This window comes from Ureibacillus xyleni (genome assembly GCF_900217795.1).
GTDB classification, from domain to species: Bacteria; Bacillota; Bacilli; order Bacillales_A; family Planococcaceae; genus Ureibacillus; species Ureibacillus xyleni.
The window spans coordinates 93309-112559 of sequence record NZ_OBMQ01000002.1; the positions used below are offsets into that span (position 1 = coordinate 93309).

Annotated in this window: 17 protein-coding genes and 2 riboswitches; of the genes, 10 read left to right on the top strand and 7 right to left on the bottom strand. The window is 34.1% G+C overall.

What is annotated here, in order from left to right; genetic code table 11:
* Positions 1–7 precede the first annotated feature (7 nt).
* From CRO00_RS04355 to CRO00_RS04365, 3 genes are all read right to left on the bottom strand, one after another.
* Positions 8–982 (bottom strand): proline dehydrogenase family protein, encoded by a 975-nt coding sequence (locus tag CRO00_RS04355; protein ID WP_097072450.1) that lies wholly within the window; start codon positions 980–982, stop codon positions 8–10.
* Between the two features lie 93 nt (positions 983–1075).
* Entirely contained in the window at positions 1076–1828 is a 753-nt protein-coding gene (locus CRO00_RS04360; RefSeq protein ID WP_097072451.1) for an ABC transporter permease, read from the bottom strand.
* Positions 1825–2559 carry an ABC transporter ATP-binding protein gene (locus tag CRO00_RS04365; RefSeq protein ID WP_097072452.1) on the bottom strand — a complete coding sequence of 245 codons (735 nt, stop codon included), beginning with the start codon at positions 2557–2559 and terminating at the stop codon, positions 1825–1827. The genes CRO00_RS04360 and CRO00_RS04365 overlap by 4 nt, the downstream gene beginning before the upstream one ends.
* A gap of 312 nt (positions 2560–2871) precedes the next feature.
* Here CRO00_RS04365 and CRO00_RS04370 point away from each other — a divergent pair, with 312 nt between their 5' ends.
* From CRO00_RS04370 to CRO00_RS04410, 9 genes are all read left to right on the top strand, one after another.
* On the top strand, positions 2872–4347 hold the full coding sequence (locus tag CRO00_RS04370) for a nicotinate phosphoribosyltransferase (protein WP_097072453.1): 1476 nt from the start codon (positions 2872–2874) through the stop codon (positions 4345–4347).
* A 4-nt stretch (positions 4348–4351) separates the two neighbouring features.
* Positions 4352–5179 carry an ammonia-dependent NAD(+) synthetase gene (gene nadE / locus CRO00_RS04375; RefSeq protein ID WP_097072454.1) on the top strand — a complete coding sequence of 276 codons (828 nt, stop codon included), beginning with the start codon at positions 4352–4354 and terminating at the stop codon, positions 5177–5179.
* Positions 5180–5355: 176 nt separating this feature from the next.
* Positions 5356–5691 carry a hypothetical protein gene (locus CRO00_RS04380; RefSeq protein WP_097072455.1) on the top strand — a complete coding sequence of 112 codons (336 nt, stop codon included), beginning with the start codon at positions 5356–5358 and terminating at the stop codon, positions 5689–5691.
* A gap of 472 nt (positions 5692–6163) precedes the next feature.
* Positions 6164–6607: a nitrous oxide reductase accessory protein NosL gene (locus CRO00_RS04385; protein WP_161946608.1), complete on the top strand. Its 444-nt coding sequence runs from the start codon at positions 6164–6166 to the stop codon at positions 6605–6607.
* 330 nt (positions 6608–6937) lie between these two features.
* Positions 6938–7882, top strand: a complete 945-nt coding sequence (locus CRO00_RS04390) for an AAA family ATPase (protein WP_097072457.1) — start codon at positions 6938–6940, stop codon at positions 7880–7882.
* Positions 7879–9039: a DUF58 domain-containing protein gene (locus CRO00_RS04395; RefSeq protein ID WP_097072458.1), complete on the top strand. Its 1161-nt coding sequence runs from the start codon at positions 7879–7881 to the stop codon at positions 9037–9039. Before CRO00_RS04390 ends, CRO00_RS04395 begins: the two co-directional genes overlap by 4 nt.
* Positions 9036–11228 carry a transglutaminase-like domain-containing protein gene (locus tag CRO00_RS04400; protein WP_097072459.1) on the top strand — a complete coding sequence of 731 codons (2193 nt, stop codon included), beginning with the start codon at positions 9036–9038 and terminating at the stop codon, positions 11226–11228. The genes CRO00_RS04395 and CRO00_RS04400 overlap by 4 nt, the downstream gene beginning before the upstream one ends.
* 28 nt (positions 11229–11256) lie before the next feature.
* A riboswitch (purine riboswitch) is annotated at positions 11257–11360 on the top strand.
* A 120-nt stretch (positions 11361–11480) separates the two neighbouring features.
* A complete protein-coding gene (gene guaA / locus CRO00_RS04405) occupies positions 11481–13031 on the top strand; it encodes a glutamine-hydrolyzing GMP synthase (RefSeq protein WP_097072460.1) in 1551 nt (516 codons plus the stop codon).
* Positions 13032–13209: 178 nt separating this feature from the next.
* Complete coding sequence (locus tag CRO00_RS04410) at positions 13210–13515, top strand: hypothetical protein (RefSeq protein WP_141396941.1); 306 nt, start codon at positions 13210–13212, stop codon at positions 13513–13515.
* A gap of 89 nt (positions 13516–13604) precedes the next feature.
* Here CRO00_RS04410 and CRO00_RS04415 read toward each other — a convergent pair whose 3' ends face one another.
* The 4 genes from CRO00_RS04415 to CRO00_RS04430 all read right to left on the bottom strand — a co-directional run bounded on the left by CRO00_RS04415 (position 13605) and on the right by CRO00_RS04430 (position 17523).
* Positions 13605–14180 (bottom strand): hypothetical protein, encoded by a 576-nt coding sequence (locus CRO00_RS04415; RefSeq protein WP_097072462.1) that lies wholly within the window; start codon positions 14178–14180, stop codon positions 13605–13607.
* A gap of 162 nt (positions 14181–14342) precedes the next feature.
* The gene (locus CRO00_RS04420; RefSeq protein WP_097072463.1) at positions 14343–14921 is read right to left on the bottom strand and encodes a hypothetical protein; all 579 of its coding nucleotides are present in this window, start codon (positions 14919–14921) and stop codon (positions 14343–14345) included.
* Between the two features lie 113 nt (positions 14922–15034).
* A complete protein-coding gene (locus CRO00_RS04425) occupies positions 15035–16072 on the bottom strand; it encodes a hypothetical protein (protein ID WP_097072464.1) in 1038 nt (345 codons plus the stop codon).
* Between the two features lie 11 nt (positions 16073–16083).
* Positions 16084–17523 (bottom strand): MBOAT family O-acyltransferase, encoded by a 1440-nt coding sequence (locus CRO00_RS04430; RefSeq protein WP_097072465.1) that lies wholly within the window; start codon positions 17521–17523, stop codon positions 16084–16086.
* 171 nt (positions 17524–17694) lie between these two features.
* A riboswitch (purine riboswitch) is annotated at positions 17695–17796 on the top strand.
* Positions 17797–17904: 108 nt separating this feature from the next.
* Between CRO00_RS04430 and CRO00_RS04435 the strand changes: the two genes are divergently transcribed.
* Positions 17905–19230, top strand: a complete 1326-nt coding sequence (locus CRO00_RS04435) for an NCS2 family permease (protein ID WP_097072466.1) — start codon at positions 17905–17907, stop codon at positions 19228–19230.
* The last annotated feature ends 21 nt before the right edge of the window (positions 19231–19251 follow it).

Here is a 19251-nt window from a genome sequence, read left to right on the forward strand (position 1 = left end):
TTTCTATTTATTTCTTCTTAGTCAAACGTCCTAAAATAAATGCTGCTGCTGCAACACCGATTACAGTATTTGTTTTCTTTGTAAATACTTGTTTAGTCACAAGGTTTAAGTTTTGAGGGCGTTCTGCTAATCGACGCATGAAGTAACCGTACCAATCGTTACCAAATGGAACATACGTACAGAAATTGTATCCCTCTTTTGCAAGTTCAGTTTGCATTTCTTTACGGAATCCATAAAGCATTTGGAATTCGAATTTATCATTTGGAATGTTATGATCTTTTACAAATTGTTTAACATGATTAATTACATTATGGTCATGAGTTGCAATTGATGTAAATTTACCATGTAATAAATGGTACTCGATTAGGTCAATAAAATTTAAATCGATATCATGTTTATCTTGATAAGCCACATCTGCAGGTTCTTTATAAGCACCTTTTACGATACGTAAACGGTAATTTTTATATTTTTCGATGTTTTCTTTCGCATTAAAGAAATATGCTTGAATAACTGTACCAACATTATCGTATTTAAGAGAAAGTTGATCTAATAAATCAAATGAAGGTTGAAGGCGTGCATAGTTCTCCATATCAAGGTTGATGTGCATATTGTAACGAGCTGCTAATCCAACAATTTCATCTAAGTTGTCATAACAAAAATCATAATCGATATCTAAACCAAGTTGAGAAGGTTTAAGGGAAATATGTGCATCTACGTCATTTTCATGGATTGCTTCAATTACTTCAAGAATTTGTTCTTTTGCTTTTGTCGCTTCTGATTTTTCATAAACGAATTCTCCAAGGTTGTCTACAGTACAGGAGATTCCTTGAGCATTTAATTCTTTAATACTTTGAATTACTTCTGGAATGTTTGTACCAGCTACTACACTTTGAGCACCAAGTCTAAGTCCATACTTTTGAGCTGCACTGTTTAAAAGTTGATTTTCAGATAAGTTGTAGAAGAAATCTCGTAAAATTGGCATAATCGGAACCTCATTTCTTTTTTAAAAGTAATTATAACATACAGTAAATTGCTAACAGTGAATTGCAAATACTTTAAATTTTCCAATTTTAATTTATACACTTTTTAGTATTTGCATACGTTCATTAAATAATGTAGGGTAACTCAAAAAACCAACCATTATACTTGAAAGTGCTGCTGTTGTTAATAAACCAAATATAATCAGTATTTGAAATTGAACAGCTTGAACGGGATCTGCACCTCCTATTATTTGACCACTCATCATACCAGGTAGTTGAACTAGCCCAATTGTTTTTTGGCTTTCAATTGTTGGAATCATACTGGCTTTAATTGAATTTGTTAATTGTTTATGAATTGCTTGTTTAGGAGTACCACCAAGAGAAAGAATTAATTCGATTTGATCACGACTACTTTCAACTTCTGCAGTAAATCGGTTTAAAAATAATATCGATAATACCATAGAATTGCCAATAAGCATTCCGCTAATTGGAATAATGTATTGTGCAGTGGCTGGTACGATGTGAAGTCCAAGTAAAATTCCTTGTGTAACAACTTCAACTACAATAAGTGTCAGGGCAATCTTCCATGTGATTCCTTTGATAGCTTTCCCTTTTTTTCGAGCATTTAACGTAGCAGCAACAATCATTAAAGTAATCATTAATAAAATATAAACAATACTTTCCGTTTCAAAAACAAATTTCAATACATAACCAACTATAAGTAATTGAATAATGGAACGAACAGTTGCAATTATCGTATCTTTTTCAAGCCCTAGTTTTAGTGTTTTAGATAAAAATAATGGGATAAGGACAAATATAAGTGTTAAAGATAATGTAGTATAACTCACACTTCCTGTACCCCCGAAACAAAATTTTGAATATATTTATTTGAGTTGTTCCATAAGATATTCGTTTCCCCGCTTTCTAACAATTGCCCATTCATCATCACCCATGTATAATCTCCTACTCGTTTCGCTTGCTCAATATTATGAGTAATCCAAATCATTGTTACTTGATACTTTTGATTAATTTTTAAAATAAGCTGTTCAATATCATTTACAGAACTAGGATCCAGTGCAGATGTTATTTCGTCTAGCAATAAAACTTCTGGATGGTTAATAAAGGTACGAGCTATTGAAACTTTTTGACGTTGACCACCAGACAAATCCTCAGCATGTCTATGTAAAAATGATTCATCTAGGCCAACATTATTTAAAAACTTAATGGCTTCAGTTTTTGGAAACTTTTTATTTTGTAATGTATAAGGTAAAGCTAAATTTTCGTAGACGGTTCCTTTTAAAATTGGCGCACTTTGCAAAACAATTCCTACATTCCTACGAAGTGTGGTAGGTTCATAGGAATTAATTGGTTTATTTTGAATATAAACCTCGCCAGATGTAGGTGAGTAAAGCCCATTGCACAATTTGAGTAATGTTGTTTTTCCTGCTCCTGAAGGGCCAACGAGAGTAGTTATTTTTCCTTTATAAAATTCTCCACTTACATTATTTAAAATAGACAGCTGCTCAGTTTCATAACAAACATTTTCGAATTTGATAACTGTTTCATGGAATTGTGTCATGATTTTCTCCTAATCTGAAGTCAATACTTATATTATATCGATTTATTTTATAACTATAAATTTATAAAGAGTAGAAATCATGAAAAAAGCTAACTCAAGAATGGGGGCTTGAGTTAGCTAAAACCTTAATATCTAGTCGTTCAAGGGGGAGAAGACTAGTCTAACACCATTTTTACCATGTAATTGGGAAAATATACGTAAACCCCATTTTTTCGATAAATTAACGTAATATTTAGGGAGTTTAAACAATACTTGGTTTTGTTAAATAGTGTATACTATGACTAATTATGAAACTGGAAGAAGGGGCTATAAATGAAATCGAATTATGCTGATGATAGCTTGACTCTACACACAGATTTGTACCAAATAAATATGGCGGAAAGCTATTGGGCAGACGGTATTCATGAAAGAAAAGCCGTTTTTGAATTGTATTTTAGAAAACTGCCATTTGGAAATGGATATGCCATATTTGCAGGGTTGGATCGCATTTTAGAATATTTACGTAATTTCCGCCTTTCGCAATCTGATATTACTTATTTAACTGAAGAACTTGGCTATAAACCAGACTTTATTGAATATCTACAAAATATAAAATTTACTGGAACAATATATTCAATGGTTGAGGGAGAGTTAGTTTTCGCGAATGAACCGATTTTACGAGTTGAGGCACCTCTTGTTGAAGCGCAACTAATAGAAACAGCACTATTAAATATCGTCAATTACCAAACGTTAATTGCGACGAAAGCTAGTAGAATTAAACAAATTACTAAAAATGATGGGTTAGCAGAATTTGGGGCACGCCGAGCGCAAGAAATGGATGCTGCCATTTGGGGTGCACGTGCAGCAGTTATTGGAGGATTTGATTCAACTTCTAATGTACGTGCGGGTAAGCTGTTTAATATTCCTGTTTCAGGTACACATGCCCATTCATTAGTTCAAGCGTATAAAGATGAATATGAAGCTTTTCATTCCTATGCAAAACGTCATAGAGATTGTGTGTTTTTAGTTGATACTTATAACACATTAAAATCTGGTGTTCCTAATGCCATCCGAGTGGCAAAAGAATTAGGTGACAAAATAAACTTTGTCGGCATTCGATTAGATAGTGGCGATATTGCGTTTTTATCAAAAGAAGCAAGAAGAATGTTGGATGAAGCAGGATTTCCAAATGCGAAAATTATCGTTTCAAACGACTTAGATGAATATACAATCTTAAATTTAATTGCCCAGGGTGCAAAAGTGGATTCTTGGGGAATTGGTACGAAGCTAATAACAGCTTATGATCAGCCTGCATTAGGAGCCGTTTATAAATTAGTTTCTATTGAAAATGAACATGGAGAAATGGAAGATACAATTAAAATTACAGCTAATGCTGAAAAGGTTTCAACGCCAGGACTAAAAAAATTATATCGCATTATTAACCGTGAAAATGGTAAAGCAGAGGGCGATTATATTGTGATGGCGGATGAAAATCCACAAGAGGAAAAACGCCTAAAAATGTTCCATCCAGTTCATACTTTTATTTCGAAGTTTGTTACAAATTTTGAAGCGAAAGAATTACACCAAAAAGTTATTGATAAAGGGCAAGTTGTGTATGAAAGTCCGACTGTAATGGAAATGAAACAGTATGCGAGTGAAAATTTAAATCTTTTATGGGAAGAATATAAACGCTCACTAAACCCTGAAGAATATCCAGTAGACTTAAGTCAAAAATGTTGGGATAACAAAATGCGTAATATTGAAGAAGTGAGAAACATGGTGCATAATATCGAGTTCGGTAAGGAGTGATCTTGTGGGGACTCTACAGCAACAAATTATTGAAGAATTAAAAGTTTTGCCAAAGATTAATCCAGAAGAAGAAGTTCGTAAATCCGTCAACTTTTTAAAAGAGTATGCGATAAAGCATTCATTTTTAAAAGGGTTTGTCATTGCAATTAGTGGTGGGCAGGATTCTACTTTAGTTGGGAAACTTGTTCAAATTGCGGTGAATGAGTTAAACGACGAACTTGGGGAACAAAAATTTTCAACTTTCGCAATCCGTCTTCCTTATGGTGTTCAAGCCGATGAACAGGATTGCCAAGATGCGCTTTCTTTTATTCAACCAACAAAAGTGTATGAAATTAATATTAAACCAGCAGTAGATGCAAGTGTTAAGTCTCTTTTAGAAGCAGGAATTGAATTAAGTGATTTTGCAAAAGGAAATGAGAAAGCACGGGAGCGAATGAAAGTTCAATATTCAATTGCTGCTATGAAAGGTGCTGTTGTAGTTGGTACTGATCATGCTGCTGAAGCAATAACAGGATTCTATACAAAGTTTGGGGATGGCGGTGTAGATTTGACGCCAATTTTCCGTTTGAATAAGCGCCAGGGAAAACAACTATTAGCTCATTTAAATTGCCCAGAACATTTATATTTAAAAGCGCCAACAGCTGATTTAGAAGAGGAAAGACCAGCGCTTCCTGATGAAACGGCTTTAGGTGTAACGTATGAAATGATTGACGATTATTTAGAAGGTAAAGAGGTTCCTGAAGAAGCAAGGAAAGTGATTGAAGGTCATTATTTACGATCACAACATAAAAGACATTTACCAATTACGATTTTTGATCAATTTTGGAGATAACGTTGCATATAGTGTAGAAAGAGGGTTAATGCCCTTTTTCTACACTTTTTTCTTTAAATCAAAATATTTAATAATAATTGTAAAAAACTTAGTTTTGCTTGCTTAAATGTATTTCAAATATACCGATGAATTAGTTAAAGATGGGTATATAGTTATAAGAAGGGAGGTAAGTGCTTATGAGAACGACGCGTGTTCAGCCGGTACCTAGTAGTATTTTTAGAAACTCTAGGCAATATTTACATTCCAACGAGTTGTTTTATCGGACGTTGCAAGAAGGTGAAAGTAGAGGGCGCCAGCAAAGAGGGCAACAGCAAGGAAAAAATGCACAAGCAACTAGTAGGGATAAAAAGCGGGTTTTGAAAAAGACTCAAAACAAATTTATAGTCAAAGGCATACAGTTAGATGCCGATACAGCTGCAACAATGCGTAACAGCCTTTTAGATCATGCGATGAAGATAAATGCTATGTATAAAAGAAAGGAAAGAATAAGCACTTACCGATCTTCGGTATGATTAAAACATCTCAAAAGGTTTAGGGCACTGAAAAAGTCGATTTTAATAAATTTTTATAATAAAAATACGCTCAGATCTTTTAGGAAGTGGGATTCACGAAGACTCCTACGGGAACAGCTTGAGCTGAAGACCCCGCAGGAGCTTGCGACGAGGAGGCTGAAGCCAAGCCCGTGGAAAGCGAAGTGAATCCCACCTTCTATTTAGAAGCAAATAATTACTATAAATTTTTATCGGTATTTAGTTTTTCAGTGGCTTCCAAAAGGTTTGAGGTGTTTTTTTATAATTCTCCTTCTGCCAAAATCCATTTCACAATCCGGTATAAAATAAGTAGATACAAAATATATATATTATCGGTACTGATGTGAAAAACAATCGATGCGAATTTACCTAATGTATATAATTCGTAAATAACTATAGCAATTAAATCGATCAGTTTCACAATGGGGATTAAATGGTGAAGGAGCGTTCATTCATGAAGTGGAAAATGATCATTGTTGTCGGTTTATTAATGATACTTACTGCCTGTTCATCAGATAAACCGCGTGAAATTAGCTCAGATGATGTATGTAAGGCGTGCAATATGGGGTTAACAGATGTTAAATATGCTGCTCAGATTGTAATGGATAACGGTGATCAAGAGGTATTTGACGATATTGGGTGCATGATGGATTATATGATGGAAACGGACTCTTCCAAAATTAGTGCTGCTTTTGTAATGGATGCATCAAAAAACAAATGGTTGAATGCGGAAAAAGCAACATATGTATACGCAGAAACAAATTCGACACCGATGAATTATGGGGTAATGGCATTTGATTCTGAAAAATCTGCAGAAAAATGGATAAAGAAACAAGAGATTGGTGAATTATTAACCTACGATGATTTACACGATTTTGATTGGGGAGTTCATCATTGATAGTTTAATAGAAAACGTTGAAATGGTTACAGTTTGTAGCCATTTTTTTGTGCTATTGAAAAGGTTGATAGCCATTAGAACTTAAAATTTGTAAAAGTTGTATTCATAGTACGGATGAATATATCTCTCACTCACAGGCGTTCATTTCACTTTTTTAGAATTATCTCCCGTTCCAATGCCGTTATATTCCATATATAAAAAGCAAAATTAATTTTTAATGAACCCAGGTTGTAATTAGTTGTACTCGCCTTCCTATTTCGTTTATGCTTGAATTGTAATTTTGTGTGTATATTCTGATTTTTGTTGTTTTGTCTAGGAGGGTTTTTAAAAATGCATAAACAGATTGAAGCAATCATTGAAAATATAGAGAAAGTAATGATTGGTAAGCGAGAAGTTGCCGAGTTAAGTGTTGTAGCTCTTTTATCAGGGGGGCATGTTTTATTAGAAGATGTACCGGGTGTTGGTAAAACGATGATGGTAAAAGCTCTTGCCAAATCAGTAGGTGCCGAGTTTAAAAGAATCCAGTTCACACCTGATTTACTTCCTTCAGATGTTATTGGTGTGTCCATTTATAATCCTAAAACGCTTCAATTCGAATTTCGACCTGGACCGATTATGGGGAATATCATATTAGCAGATGAAATTAATCGTACTTCACCAAAAACACAATCTGCCTTGTTAGAAAGTATGGAAGAAGCTTCTGTAACAATTGATGGAAAAACTTTAGACATTGCAAAGCCTTTCTTTGTTATGGCTACACAAAACCCAATTGAATATGAAGGTACATATCCTTTACCGGAAGCACAACTGGACCGGTTTTTATTAAAAATTAAAATGGGTTACCCAAATGCACAGGAAGAAATTGAAGTGCTGCGTCGGGCGGAGAGAACACAGCCAATTATTAATTTGTTGCCGGTTATATCGCTGGATGAATTGTTGGCTTTACAAGAAGAAGTGAAGCAAGTTTATGTGGAAGATTCAGTAAAAAGTTATATCGTTCAACTAGCTAGAGCGACAAGAAACGTTTCTGAAATCTATTTAGGGGTAAGCCCACGTGCATCAATTGCATTAATGAAAGCTTCCCAAGCCTATGCAAAAATGCAAGATCGAGATTATGTAAAGCCGGATGATGTTCAATATTTAGCCCCATTTGTTTTTGGGCATCGCATTATTTTAAGACCTGAAGCCAGATACGAAGGAATTACAACAGAAGATATTTTAGACCGGATTATTACAAAATCTGTCATTCCGATTAAAAGGTATGCAGAACAATGAATAAAATAAAAAGAATTTTAGGCGGTGGAGGTCGATTCATCGTCTTACTTCTTCTAATTGCCATTACATTTAGTTATGCGATGTTTCAAGGTGGCTTTGTGAGCTGGTTCCTTTTTTATACTATTAGCCCGTTTTTACTTTATTCTTTATTACTCTCTTTTGCGCCTATTCAAATAGGAGAAGTGCATTGTGAAATTAAACCATCTAAACTTCATCGTGGTGACTCTGCCCAAGTGAAGATTAGTTTCCAAAATAAATCCTGGTTTCCGTTTGTATTTTTAACGGTGAAAGAACTAGATTCAACTACAGGACCAAGCCAAATATTTTTCGTTGGCTGGAAAAGAAAGTTTGAATGGACATATGAACTTCATGATGTTGAGCGCGGTGCAATTCAATTCAAAGGTTTACATCTAACTGTGACAGACTTTTTTGGATGGACGATACGCAATAAAGTAATTCAAGAAAATAAAACGGTACTTGTCTATCCGAAATTATCGGAAATTAAATACAAACCGTTACAATTGCAGTTTGAGCATGGTAGCATAAACGCACCTTTTTCAATGGTAAAAGATACATCCATCGTAACCGGAGTAAGGGATTATCAAGCAGGAGATAAATTTTCATGGATTCATTGGAAGTCATTTGCGAAAAATGCCACATTACGGACGAAAGAATTTGAAGATCGACAAACACAAGAAATCATGCTCGTAATTGACCAATCTACAGATAAAAACTTTGATGATGTAGTGGATTTAGTTGCTTCAATTATTACGAGTGTTGTAAAAAATCACGGAGATATTTCATTTTTATCTTCAGGAGAAAAACGTTATTATTCACCAAAAATTAAAACACATAGCCAGCTTGAAAAAGTGATGCAACATTTGGCCACTATTAGGAGTGATACCAAGAAAGCCATAGATGCAACATTAGCGAATGAAGTAGGGTTAATCAAAACTGCTTCTTTAATCATTGTAACTGGTGAAGTTACGGATGGGTTAAAACAATTTTTTTCAAAAAGTTCTAGCTTTACGCGAGGTATTATTTGCTTTGAAGTAACAGATCAAGAAAAGCAGGTAAGAACTATAGCCAATGTTAAAGTAATGCCAATCTCAAAAGGAAAATTTGAACAAGCATTCACGGAGGTGGTAAAGCCGTGAAAAAGAATGTCTTCAGTATAGTAGAATTAGCAGTTTATTATGTTATCGTGTTTATCATTTTAAGAGAATGGCTCATTCCAATTATGAAATTAACTGGGACAGGTCATATGGAACTAATTTTGTTTTTCATTGCACTGTCTCTTATTTTAAGTCTGTTTCGCATACATTTTGTGGTTTCAATCGTCATTAAACTTGCTTATATCTCATGGTTTATCGTCACTATTTATAGTGGGTATTCTATTTTATCCGCAGAAGGAATGCACTTTTTAGTATCAGAGCTAACGGCAAATATTGGATTGCTCGTACAAGCAAATTGGGTTAGTGTTACAGATCCTTTTAGAACATTGTTATTCTTAGTTCTCATTTGGATGTTAATTTACTTAATTCACCATTGGATTACCGTTAGAATGTCAATTTTTTATTTCCTTGTTCTGACTGTATTATTTATCGGTACGTTAGATACATTTACAGAATACGATGGTACATTTGCTATTATTAAAATTATCTTACTTGGGTTAATTACTATCGCTTTTCTATTCTTAAAACGGTTAATTATTGAGTCAGGTGCGGAATTAGATTGGCTAAAGTATATGAAACTAGTAGTACCCGTCATTCTTCTTATAGGGCTTTCTTGTATTACGGCGATATTTTTGCCAAAGTCCGAACCTCAATGGCCAGATCCAGTTCCTTTTCTAAAAGCAGCAGCTGGTAAAGGAGGGAATGAAGAAGGTCAAAAAGGCGTTTCAAAAGTAGGTTATGGTGAAGATGATAGCAATTTAGGTGGTCCTTTTGTTGCAGATGATACCATTGTTTTTACGGCACAATCAGAAACGAAGCAATATTGGCGAGTAGAAACGAGGGATGTTTATACATCCAGGGGTTGGATTAAATCAGATTATTTTACCGATGCATCAACTGTATTTGACCCTTATATGGATATCACTCATTCATTACCTGTTGGACCTGAAGAAGGGACGAAACAAGCAGCAATTTCGATGTTGTATCCCTATGACTTTGTTGTTCAGCCATATGGGTTAAAGTCTGTTGGTTTAATGGACTCTAATGAAGGTTATCAGTTTTTAATGGATGATAATTCCGAAAAAATTACACCTCACTTTAACAAAAACCCGGCACCTTTAACTAACTACTTCGTTGAATATAGTAAACCAGTATTTCTTTACAGTGATTTGAAAAATTCAAATCTTGATAACTTAGACCCGAGTTTAGCCGAGCGTTATTTACAGCTACCCGAAAACTTACCAGACAGAGTAAGAGAACTAGCTGTATCTGTCGTTGAAGGTGAAGAAAGTGTTTATGATAAAGCAAGAGCAATCGAAATGTATTTTAGACAAAATAGTTTCCGTTATGATACTGATGATGTAGCAATTCCTACTGAAGATCAAGATTATGTGGATCAATTTTTATTTGAAACAAAGATTGGATATTGTGATAACTTCTCAACGTCTATGGTCGTTATGCTTCGATCAGTGGGAATTCCTGCTAGATGGGTAAAAGGTTTTGCAGGTGGAGAAATCATTGATACTAACGGCGATATGAAGACTTATGAGGTAACAAACAACGATGCCCACTCTTGGGTAGAAGCCTTTATTCCAAATGTAGGTTGGATTAATTTTGAACCGACGATTGGATTCAGTAATACAAGATCAATTGACTATAATATAGAAACTTCCGAAGTTGAAAGGGATGAATTATCGGTCAATGAAGAAAAAACAGAACCTGATGAAGTCGTTGAGGATAAAAAAGATGTGCAACAAAAATCATCAAATGGAAATAATATATTCCTGAATGCTATCAAAGAATATAAATGGATGTTTTTAATTGGGTTTATAGTATTAGTTGGGGCTGCCTTGCTACTTTATTTAAAACGAACTAAGTGGATACCAAAAGTGTACGTTAAATTTAACCGTAAAAAGAAACTTGATGAGTCTTCGTTTGAATTAATGTACTTACAATTGCTCAAAATATTAGAGATGAAAGGATTTAAACGTCAAAAAGGACAAACGTTACAATCATTTGCTAAAGAAATTGATCGTTATTTTGAAACGAACCATATGGGGAAAATGACAAATGCTTATGAGCAATATATTTATGCGAAGGATTCAGCTGAAGTTGACTTTAACCAAATGAAAGAAAGTTGGGAATATTTAATCAATCGGGCAACTAGTTGATTTTAGACTATACTAAGAGTAAAATTTAGAAAAAAGTATAGGCTGCCTTCATATAAGTCCGATAATATGGTTCGGATGTTTCTACTAAGTTACCACAACAATAACTTATCTATGAAGGCGGGTGCTGCTATGTATTTTTAAGTGTACCCGCCTTTATAGGTTTAGAACATGAACGCGTCAGAAAGAATTCTTTTTGAACGCGTTTTTTTAACAATATGAGGCATCTAATGAATAATAGAAGAGGTGTAAAGCGTGACAACCCCATTATTAAAAGAGCAAGAAAAAATCGTCGTACTCGATTTTGGTAGCCAATTTAACCAGTTAATTACTCGTCGTATTCGTGAATTTGGTGTTTTCTCTGAACTTCATCCACACACAATTACGGCTGAAGAAATTAAAGAAATGAACGCAGTAGGGATTATTTTCTCAGGTGGTCCAAACTCAGTATATGACGAAAAAGCATTCAAAGTAGACGAAGCAATTTTCGATTTAGGTTTACCGATTTTAGGGATTTGCTACGGAATGCAATTAATGTCTTATTCTTTAGGCGGTAAAGTAGAAGGCGCAGATCATAGAGAGTACGGAAAAGCAGAAATCAATGTTACTGTAGACAACAAATTATTTGGAGATCTTCCAAAAGAACAAATAGTATGGATGAGTCATGGTGACCTAGTAACAGAGGTACCAGCAGGATTTGAAGTAATTGCAACAAGTGCATCTTGTCCAATTTCTGCAATGCAAAACGTAGAACGCAACCTTTACGCTGTTCAATTCCATCCAGAAGTACGTCACTCTGTTTATGGAAATGACTTATTACGCCAATTCGTATTCGACATCTGCAACGCTAAAGGCGATTGGTCAATGGCAAACTTCATTGAATTAGAAATTAAAAAAATTCGTGAACAAGTTGGAGACAAACAAGTTCTTTGTGCACTATCAGGTGGGGTAGACTCATCAGTAGTAGCAGTGTTAATTCATAAAGCAATTGGTGACCAATTAACATGTATGTTCGTGGATCACAACTTAAACCGTAAAGGCGAAGTTGAACAAGTAATGAAAACTTTCACTGAAGACTTCGATATGAAAGTCATCAAAATCGATGCGCGTGAACGTTTCATGAGTAAACTTGAAGGTGTATCGGATCCAGAGAAAAAACGCAAAATTATCGGAAACGAATTCATTTACGTATTTGACGAAGAGTCTTCAAAACTAACGGATATGGATTTCCTTGCTCAAGGAACTTTATATACAGATATTATTGAATCTGGTACAGCAACAGCTCAAACAATTAAATCGCACCATAATGTTGGTGGACTTCCAGAAGATATGAAGTTCGAGTTAATCGAGCCATTAAATACATTATTCAAAGATGAAGTACGTGCTTTAGGGTTAGAGCTTGGCCTTCCTGAAGAAATCGTATGGCGTCAACCATTCCCAGGTCCTGGCCTTGGTATCCGTGTACTTGGTGAAATCACAGAAGAAAAATTAGAAATCGTTCGTGAAGCAGACTACATTTTACGTGAAGAAATTAAAAATGCTGGACTTGATCGCGACATTTGGCAATACTTCTGCGTACTACCAGACATCCGTTCAGTAGGTGTGATGGGTGATGCACGTACGTACGATTACGCTGTAGGTATCCGTGCCGTAACATCCATCGATGGTATGACATCCGATTGGGCACGTATTCCATGGGACGTACTAGAAAAAATCTCAGTACGTATCGTGAACGAAGTAAAACACGTAAACCGCGTGCTGTATGATGTGACGAGTAAGCCACCAGCGACGATTGAGTGGGAATAGTCTCATTTTAAGTTATCTATAAAATAATCCTCTTTTAGTTAGTTTCAAAAGACTAACTGGAAGAGGATTTTTATTGTTCTTAATCATGTTTGAGATGAGTGAAGTTTATAAATTGCTGGAAGGAAAAAATAATAGTTATGTCAAAATATTATATGTGTACATTGGGAGGAGGCTAATTATGAATGGTTATGAGTATTTCAAATCTTTAAAGTTAGTAGAAGGGGCAGTATGGAGGCCAGCTATTAAATCAAATGTTGGAAGTAGAGCTAGTGGAGTAAGAGTTGAACATCCTAATATAAATGACGGGGGACCTTGTATAGGGAAATATGGGAGATTTCATGTTTTTTCTAGAGTGCCAGGAAAAGCTTATGAATTACTTGGCGCACAATATTGGGTAGTAGATACGGAGACAAAAGAGGTAAGAGAATTACCTAAAGGAGTTACAAGGGCGTATTTAAAAGGATTGTTCACGGTTAGCGAATAAGCACAGTTACATATTTTACATAAAAATCCCGCTATCATTCTGTATACAAAATGAAAGTGGGATCATTTCTAAAAACCTGATAGATAAAGTTATTTTACTTTAATTAATTCTAACTGTTTTGTTGTTTTATATTTCGTTTCGCTATTGTTTACTTCTTTAAGAATTAGACCAACATTCGGTGCATAATATTCAATAGAATATGCTTTTTTGTCTTCTGGTTTTGTTACCTTTACTACAACAACATTTTTATATGTACCAGCTTTAACTTTAATCGTTTTGATTGCTGTGATTTTTCTAGTCTCGCCATATGAAGTTTCCCATGTTTTATTTACCTTCACTGGATATTTTAATAATTCATTATCATCGAGTTCAACTTTATACAATCCCTCTTTGTTCTCTGAATAACATTTATAATCGGTATAACAAGTAAATCCTTTTCCATCAGATTGAAGTTCATAAAATGCAATTTCTTCGTGTTGTTTTTTATCATACTTTGCTTCATATGTTTTGTTAATACTATAATCTTTGTATGTATAGACCTTTTTCTTATTTAGCATGTAGCTTACGTTGGCAGCGGCATTTGCAGTTTCATTCACTAACGGTAAAGAAATGCTAAAAATTAATGTGAAAGCTAGTAATAATTTAAATAAATTCCCCTTCTTCATTTCTCTCTCTCCTTTGTATTAAATATTTCCCTATTTTACCAATATATTTACATAATATGTATACATTTGTAATAACTAACACCCGTTTCGACTTTATTAACGTAATTGTGGCAAATCTCATATAAAAAAGGACATGTCACGGGCGACATATCCCACAATATCTTATTTTAATTTAATTAACTCAATTTGTTTGGTTGTTTTATAATTTGTTTCTTCGTTACTTGCTTCTTTAAGGATTAATCCCACATTCGGTGCGTAGTACTCAATATAAAATTCCTTTTTGTCATAAGAGCGCGTTTCTTTTACAACGACCACATTTTTGAATGTACCAGCTTTAACTTTTACCGTTTTAATGGCTGTAATTTTTCGAATATCGCCCATAGAAGTTTCCCAGGATTTATTTACTTTCACTGGATATGTTAAATTTTCAATTAATCCGGCATACATCACCATTTGAGATAGTGTTTTTTTGTCTTCCTTATAACAGCTATGATCGGTAAAGCAAGTTAAACCACTACTTTCAGAGGATTGAGTAACAATTCTTTCAATTTCTTTACTTTTATTTTTATCAAACTTTGCTTCATACGTTTCTTTCAGTTGATAATCCTGATACGTGTATACCTTTTTCTTATTTAGCATATAACTTACACTTGCCGCATCTGCAGGTTCACTCACTAATGGAATAATGCTTAATATTAATGCTAATGTTAATAATAACTTTAAATAGATTTTTCTCTTCAAATATCTTCTCCCCTTTGCATAAGTACTAGAATATATTACCATAAAATTACAATATTCCATATAGTACAATTAATAGTGCTCAAAATACCCCATTTCTCGAAATTGAAATGGGGTTATCTATATTCCTGCATTTGCTTTCTAAACTGTTCAATAAATTCATCAAAATTATTATGTGTAACGAATGTTGCATATTGTAAATCTTGTCCATTATGGAAAGCGACAAGGTCTTGAGCGATGAATGTTCCTGTGCTAGGGTAAAAATGATTTGTGTCAAAGTAATTATTTACATTTAAAGATATATCGTTAATGGTTGTGAAGTTTACGACGCCACCGAACACTTCTATACATATTTCTAACCAATCTTGATAAAGTTCCACTCCACCTTCTTCTTTAAAAATTTTCGCCAACCGTTCATGAAAATAGGGTGGGGAATAAACAATATATTCACTGTTAGGACTAGCCTCTTTAATTGTTAAAAGAGCCTTTTTATATTCCGTTAAATCTGTGCTCTTTTTAACTGATGACAACTTATTTAATCCTCTTTTGATGTTGGATTGTACCGTTTCAATATCTAAAGGGTCCAATGCCACAACATTATTTCGATCATAGATGCGAAATCCTTTTGGGGTAGCATCACTTGCGTTGTTTTTTGCCTTTTCGTACGTATCAAAGGAAAATAGTGATTTAATCGGGTACAATGCTTCGTTCGTTGTTTCGAAATAAGTAGCTGGATCCGGATATGAACTAATCAAAGCTTCTTTCAAGTTCCCTGTTGGATACAATTCTAAAATAATCGTTTCAAAGGCTTTTTTATTTTGTTCTGTTGCGAATTCGATATATGGTCCATACTCTCCCAATGTAAGTGAACCTGCTGAGAAGTTATACATAAGCATATCTGTAAAATCGTGTTGATTAATATAAGTAGTACGGCTCGTCCCAACAAGCAAGGAGTCATATTGTTTTTTCTGAGCTAAATAATTTACCTTTAATTGCCTTTCATCAAAAGCAATTTGACTCGCATTTGCTTCATTTTGATGATTAAAATTCCATAATGGATCGACATAGTAATTATAAAAAATCATATATAGAAAAGGGCTGCAAAACAATAATGATAAAATTGCTGTTGTCAAAAGCCATCGTTTATAGTTCAAACTAAGCCCTCCTAAAAATTAAAGTATATAAATTCACTGCTGCTAAAATTTGAAAATACAACATATGTCGCAATCGTAATAATTGCAGCTACGTATACAGCCCCTATAATTGAGTTGAAACGTAACTGGCTTAATTCCCAAGTGTTTTTTGTAAATAGAGCGATGATTAAACACGCAATCATCATGAATGTGATGAAATAAACTAATGAGAATGAAAACCCTAAAAATTCAGTCGGTGTATGGAAAAGCATCATTTGCTCCGCTAAATAATTTGTGGAAAGCAAATTTTTGACATCAAACATACTTTTTAACACGTCAATAGCTTGCTGTACAGAAGTCGCTCTGAAAAATACCCATGCTATATTCACAAAGTTAAAGGTTACAAACCATGCGAAAAATGTTGGAAGACGGAAACCGAATTTTGACCATAGTCGGTTAATGCAAGATGCAATTCCGTGCATCATCCCCCATATTACGAAAGTCCATCCAGCACCATGCCATATTCCACTAACTGCAAAGATAATTAGAATATTGATATAAGTTCTTGTAGTGCCTTTTTTGCTTCCACCTAAAGGAAAGTATAAATATTTCGTTAAAAATTGATTTAACGTCATATGCCAACGACGCCAAAACTCTTGGATACTTAATGATTTATATGGCGAATTAAAGTTTAATGGTAAACGAATGTTAAACATTAACCCTAACCCAATAGCCATATCGGAATAGCCACTGAAATCAAAATAAAGCTGCATTGTGTAAGAAAGGGAAGTAATCCAACCTTCCACAAAAGTCAAATTATCTGAGTTGGCAAAACCTGAATTTGCCCATTTTGCAAAGGTATCGGCAATGCCAACCTTTTTAAACAATCCAAGTACGAAAATAAAAATCCCAGTGGCAATATTTTGTATATTTATCCGTCTATTTTCGCTGTTTACAAACTGTGGGAGCATGTCCTTATGATAAACAATCGGCCCGGCAATGAGCTGCGGGAAAAATGAGATAAACAATGAATAATCAAGTATTGAGTAATCTTTACTTTCTTTTCGGTATGAGTCCACTAAGTAAGCAATCTGTTGGAAAGTAAAGAAACTAATTCCTAAAGGCAATAAAAGATGAAAAAGTTCAAAGGTTGTTGAAAATAGGAAATTTACATTGGTAATGAAAAAATCCATATACTTAAAATACCCAAGAACTAAAACATTCACGATGATTCCAAAAGATAGTAATAACTTTGATGACTTGGAACTTAAAAACTTACCATAAAAATAATTAAATACGATTGAACCTAATAACAAAGGGAGATACGCAACATTCCACCAACTATAAAAGAATAAAGAACTCAAAACTAATAAGAGTTTTGCAAAAGTAAAATTAACCTTTGTTAATAAAAAGTAGCCAATAAAGACGATTGGCAAAAAGAGAAATATAAACTCAAACGATGTAAAAAGCATGTGTTAATCCTTCCCTGAAATAATTATTGTTATTTCGTTAACTAAGCATGTAAATAAGCATGTTATGAAAAATAGTTACAAAATATAAAATTTATACGAACTTTTTCTATAATTTTTTTAATAATGTTCGTAATTAGTATTGAAAATAAAAAAATCAGATGGTATATTACAGAAGTAAATTAAATAAATCGTCGTATAATGTCGAGAATATGGCTCGAAAGTTTCTACCAAGCTACCTTAAATAGCTTGACTACGATTTGATATAGAACGATATTCCTATGTAGAATTACAGTTCTTGAAATCGTAGACATGCTCTTCTTATAGTAGTGTGTCTTTTTTGTTATTTTTAGACAGATGACGATATATATATGGAGGAAAAAAATGAAAAAGTATTTCCAGTTTGATGAACTTGGAACAAATTATGGCCGTGAAATACTAGGAGGTTTTACAACATTCCTTGCGATGGCCTACATATTAGTTGTTAACCCATTAACATTAACATTAGCGGATGTACCGGATTTACCTAATCGTATGGATTATGGTGCGGTTTTTGTGGCTACTGCAGTTTCAGCGGCAATCGGTAGTTTTATTATGGGGATATTTGCGAAGTATCCATTGGCGCTTGCCCCAGGTCTCGGATTAAACGCATTCTTTGCTTATACAGTAATTTTAGTTAACGGAAGTCCTTGGCAACATGCATTAGCAGCAGTATTTATTTCAGGGGTATTCTTCTTACTATTAACAGTAACAGGTTTACGTGAAAAATTAATTAATGCCATTCCAATGGAGTTGAAATTAGCAGTTGGTGCTGGTATTGGATTATTCATTGCATTTATCGGTATGCAAAATGCAGGTATTATCGTTAATAATGACGCGACACTAGTGGGTATTGGTAATTTACAAGATCCTCAAGTATTGCTTGCGATATTTGGTATTATTATTACGGTCATCTTCTTAGTAAGAGGCTTAAAAGGTGGCGTGTTCTACGGTATGGTGATTACTGCTATCGTAGGGATGATTTTTGGTTTAGTTGATGCACCATCTAAAATATTTGATGTACCACCAAGTATTGCTCCAACATTTGGTTCAGTTTTCGAGGCATTTTCAGATCCAGAATTTTATACTTTATCAATGCTATCGGTTATTTTAACTTTCCTATTTGTAGATTTCTTTGATAATGCGGGTACTTTAATGGCAGTTGCAAACCAAGCAGGATTCGTAAAAAATAACCGTTTACCTAGAGCGGGTAAAGCATTAATTTCTGACTCAATTGCAACAATCATTGGTTCAATTTTTGGTACTTCAACAATTACGTCTTATGTTGAATCTTCATCTGGTGTTGCAGCTGGTGCACGTACTGGTTTTGCATCGATTGTAACAGGATGTTTATTCTTATTAGCTCTATTCTTCTCACCAGTATTATCAGTAATCACATCTGCGGTTACAGCACCAGCTTTAATTGTTGTAGGTGTGCTTATGGTTGCATCACTTGGTGAAATTACATGGAATCGTTTTGAAGTTGCAGTGCCAGCATTTTTAACAATGGTTATGATGCCATTAACATATTCCATTGCAACAGGTATTGCAGTAGGTTTCATTTTCTATCCATTAACAATGATCGTTAAAGGTAAAGGGAAAGAAGTAAGCCCAATCATGTATGTGTTTGCAGTTATCTTCTTACTATACCTAGCAACTCTACATCATTAATAAAAGATTAATTGCTCTATA

Excerpts from the sequence above, each read along its gene's own strand:
- CRO00_RS04355 (WP_097072450.1), bottom strand. The coding sequence starts at position 982 with ATGCCAATTTTACGAGATTTCTTCTACAACTTATCTGAAAATCAACTT.
- CRO00_RS04365 (WP_097072452.1), bottom strand. The coding sequence starts at position 2,559 with ATGACACAATTCCATGAAACAGTTATCAAATTCGAAAATGTTTGTTAT.
- CRO00_RS04370 (WP_097072453.1), top strand. The coding sequence starts at position 2,872 with ATGAAATCGAATTATGCTGATGATAGCTTGACTCTACACACAGATTTG.
- CRO00_RS04380 (WP_097072455.1), top strand. The coding sequence starts at position 5,356 with ATGAGAACGACGCGTGTTCAGCCGGTACCTAGTAGTATTTTTAGAAAC.
- CRO00_RS04385 (WP_161946608.1), top strand. The coding sequence starts at position 6,164 with ATGAAGTGGAAAATGATCATTGTTGTCGGTTTATTAATGATACTTACT.
- CRO00_RS04390 (WP_097072457.1), top strand. The coding sequence starts at position 6,938 with ATGCATAAACAGATTGAAGCAATCATTGAAAATATAGAGAAAGTAATG.
- CRO00_RS04395 (WP_097072458.1), top strand. The coding sequence starts at position 7,879 with ATGAATAAAATAAAAAGAATTTTAGGCGGTGGAGGTCGATTCATCGTC.
- CRO00_RS04410 (WP_141396941.1), top strand. The coding sequence starts at position 13,210 with ATGAATGGTTATGAGTATTTCAAATCTTTAAAGTTAGTAGAAGGGGCA.
- CRO00_RS04415 (WP_097072462.1), bottom strand. The coding sequence starts at position 14,180 with ATGAAGAAGGGGAATTTATTTAAATTATTACTAGCTTTCACATTAATT.
- CRO00_RS04430 (WP_097072465.1), bottom strand. The coding sequence starts at position 17,523 with ATGCTTTTTACATCGTTTGAGTTTATATTTCTCTTTTTGCCAATCGTC.
- CRO00_RS04435 (WP_097072466.1), top strand. The coding sequence starts at position 17,905 with ATGAAAAAGTATTTCCAGTTTGATGAACTTGGAACAAATTATGGCCGT.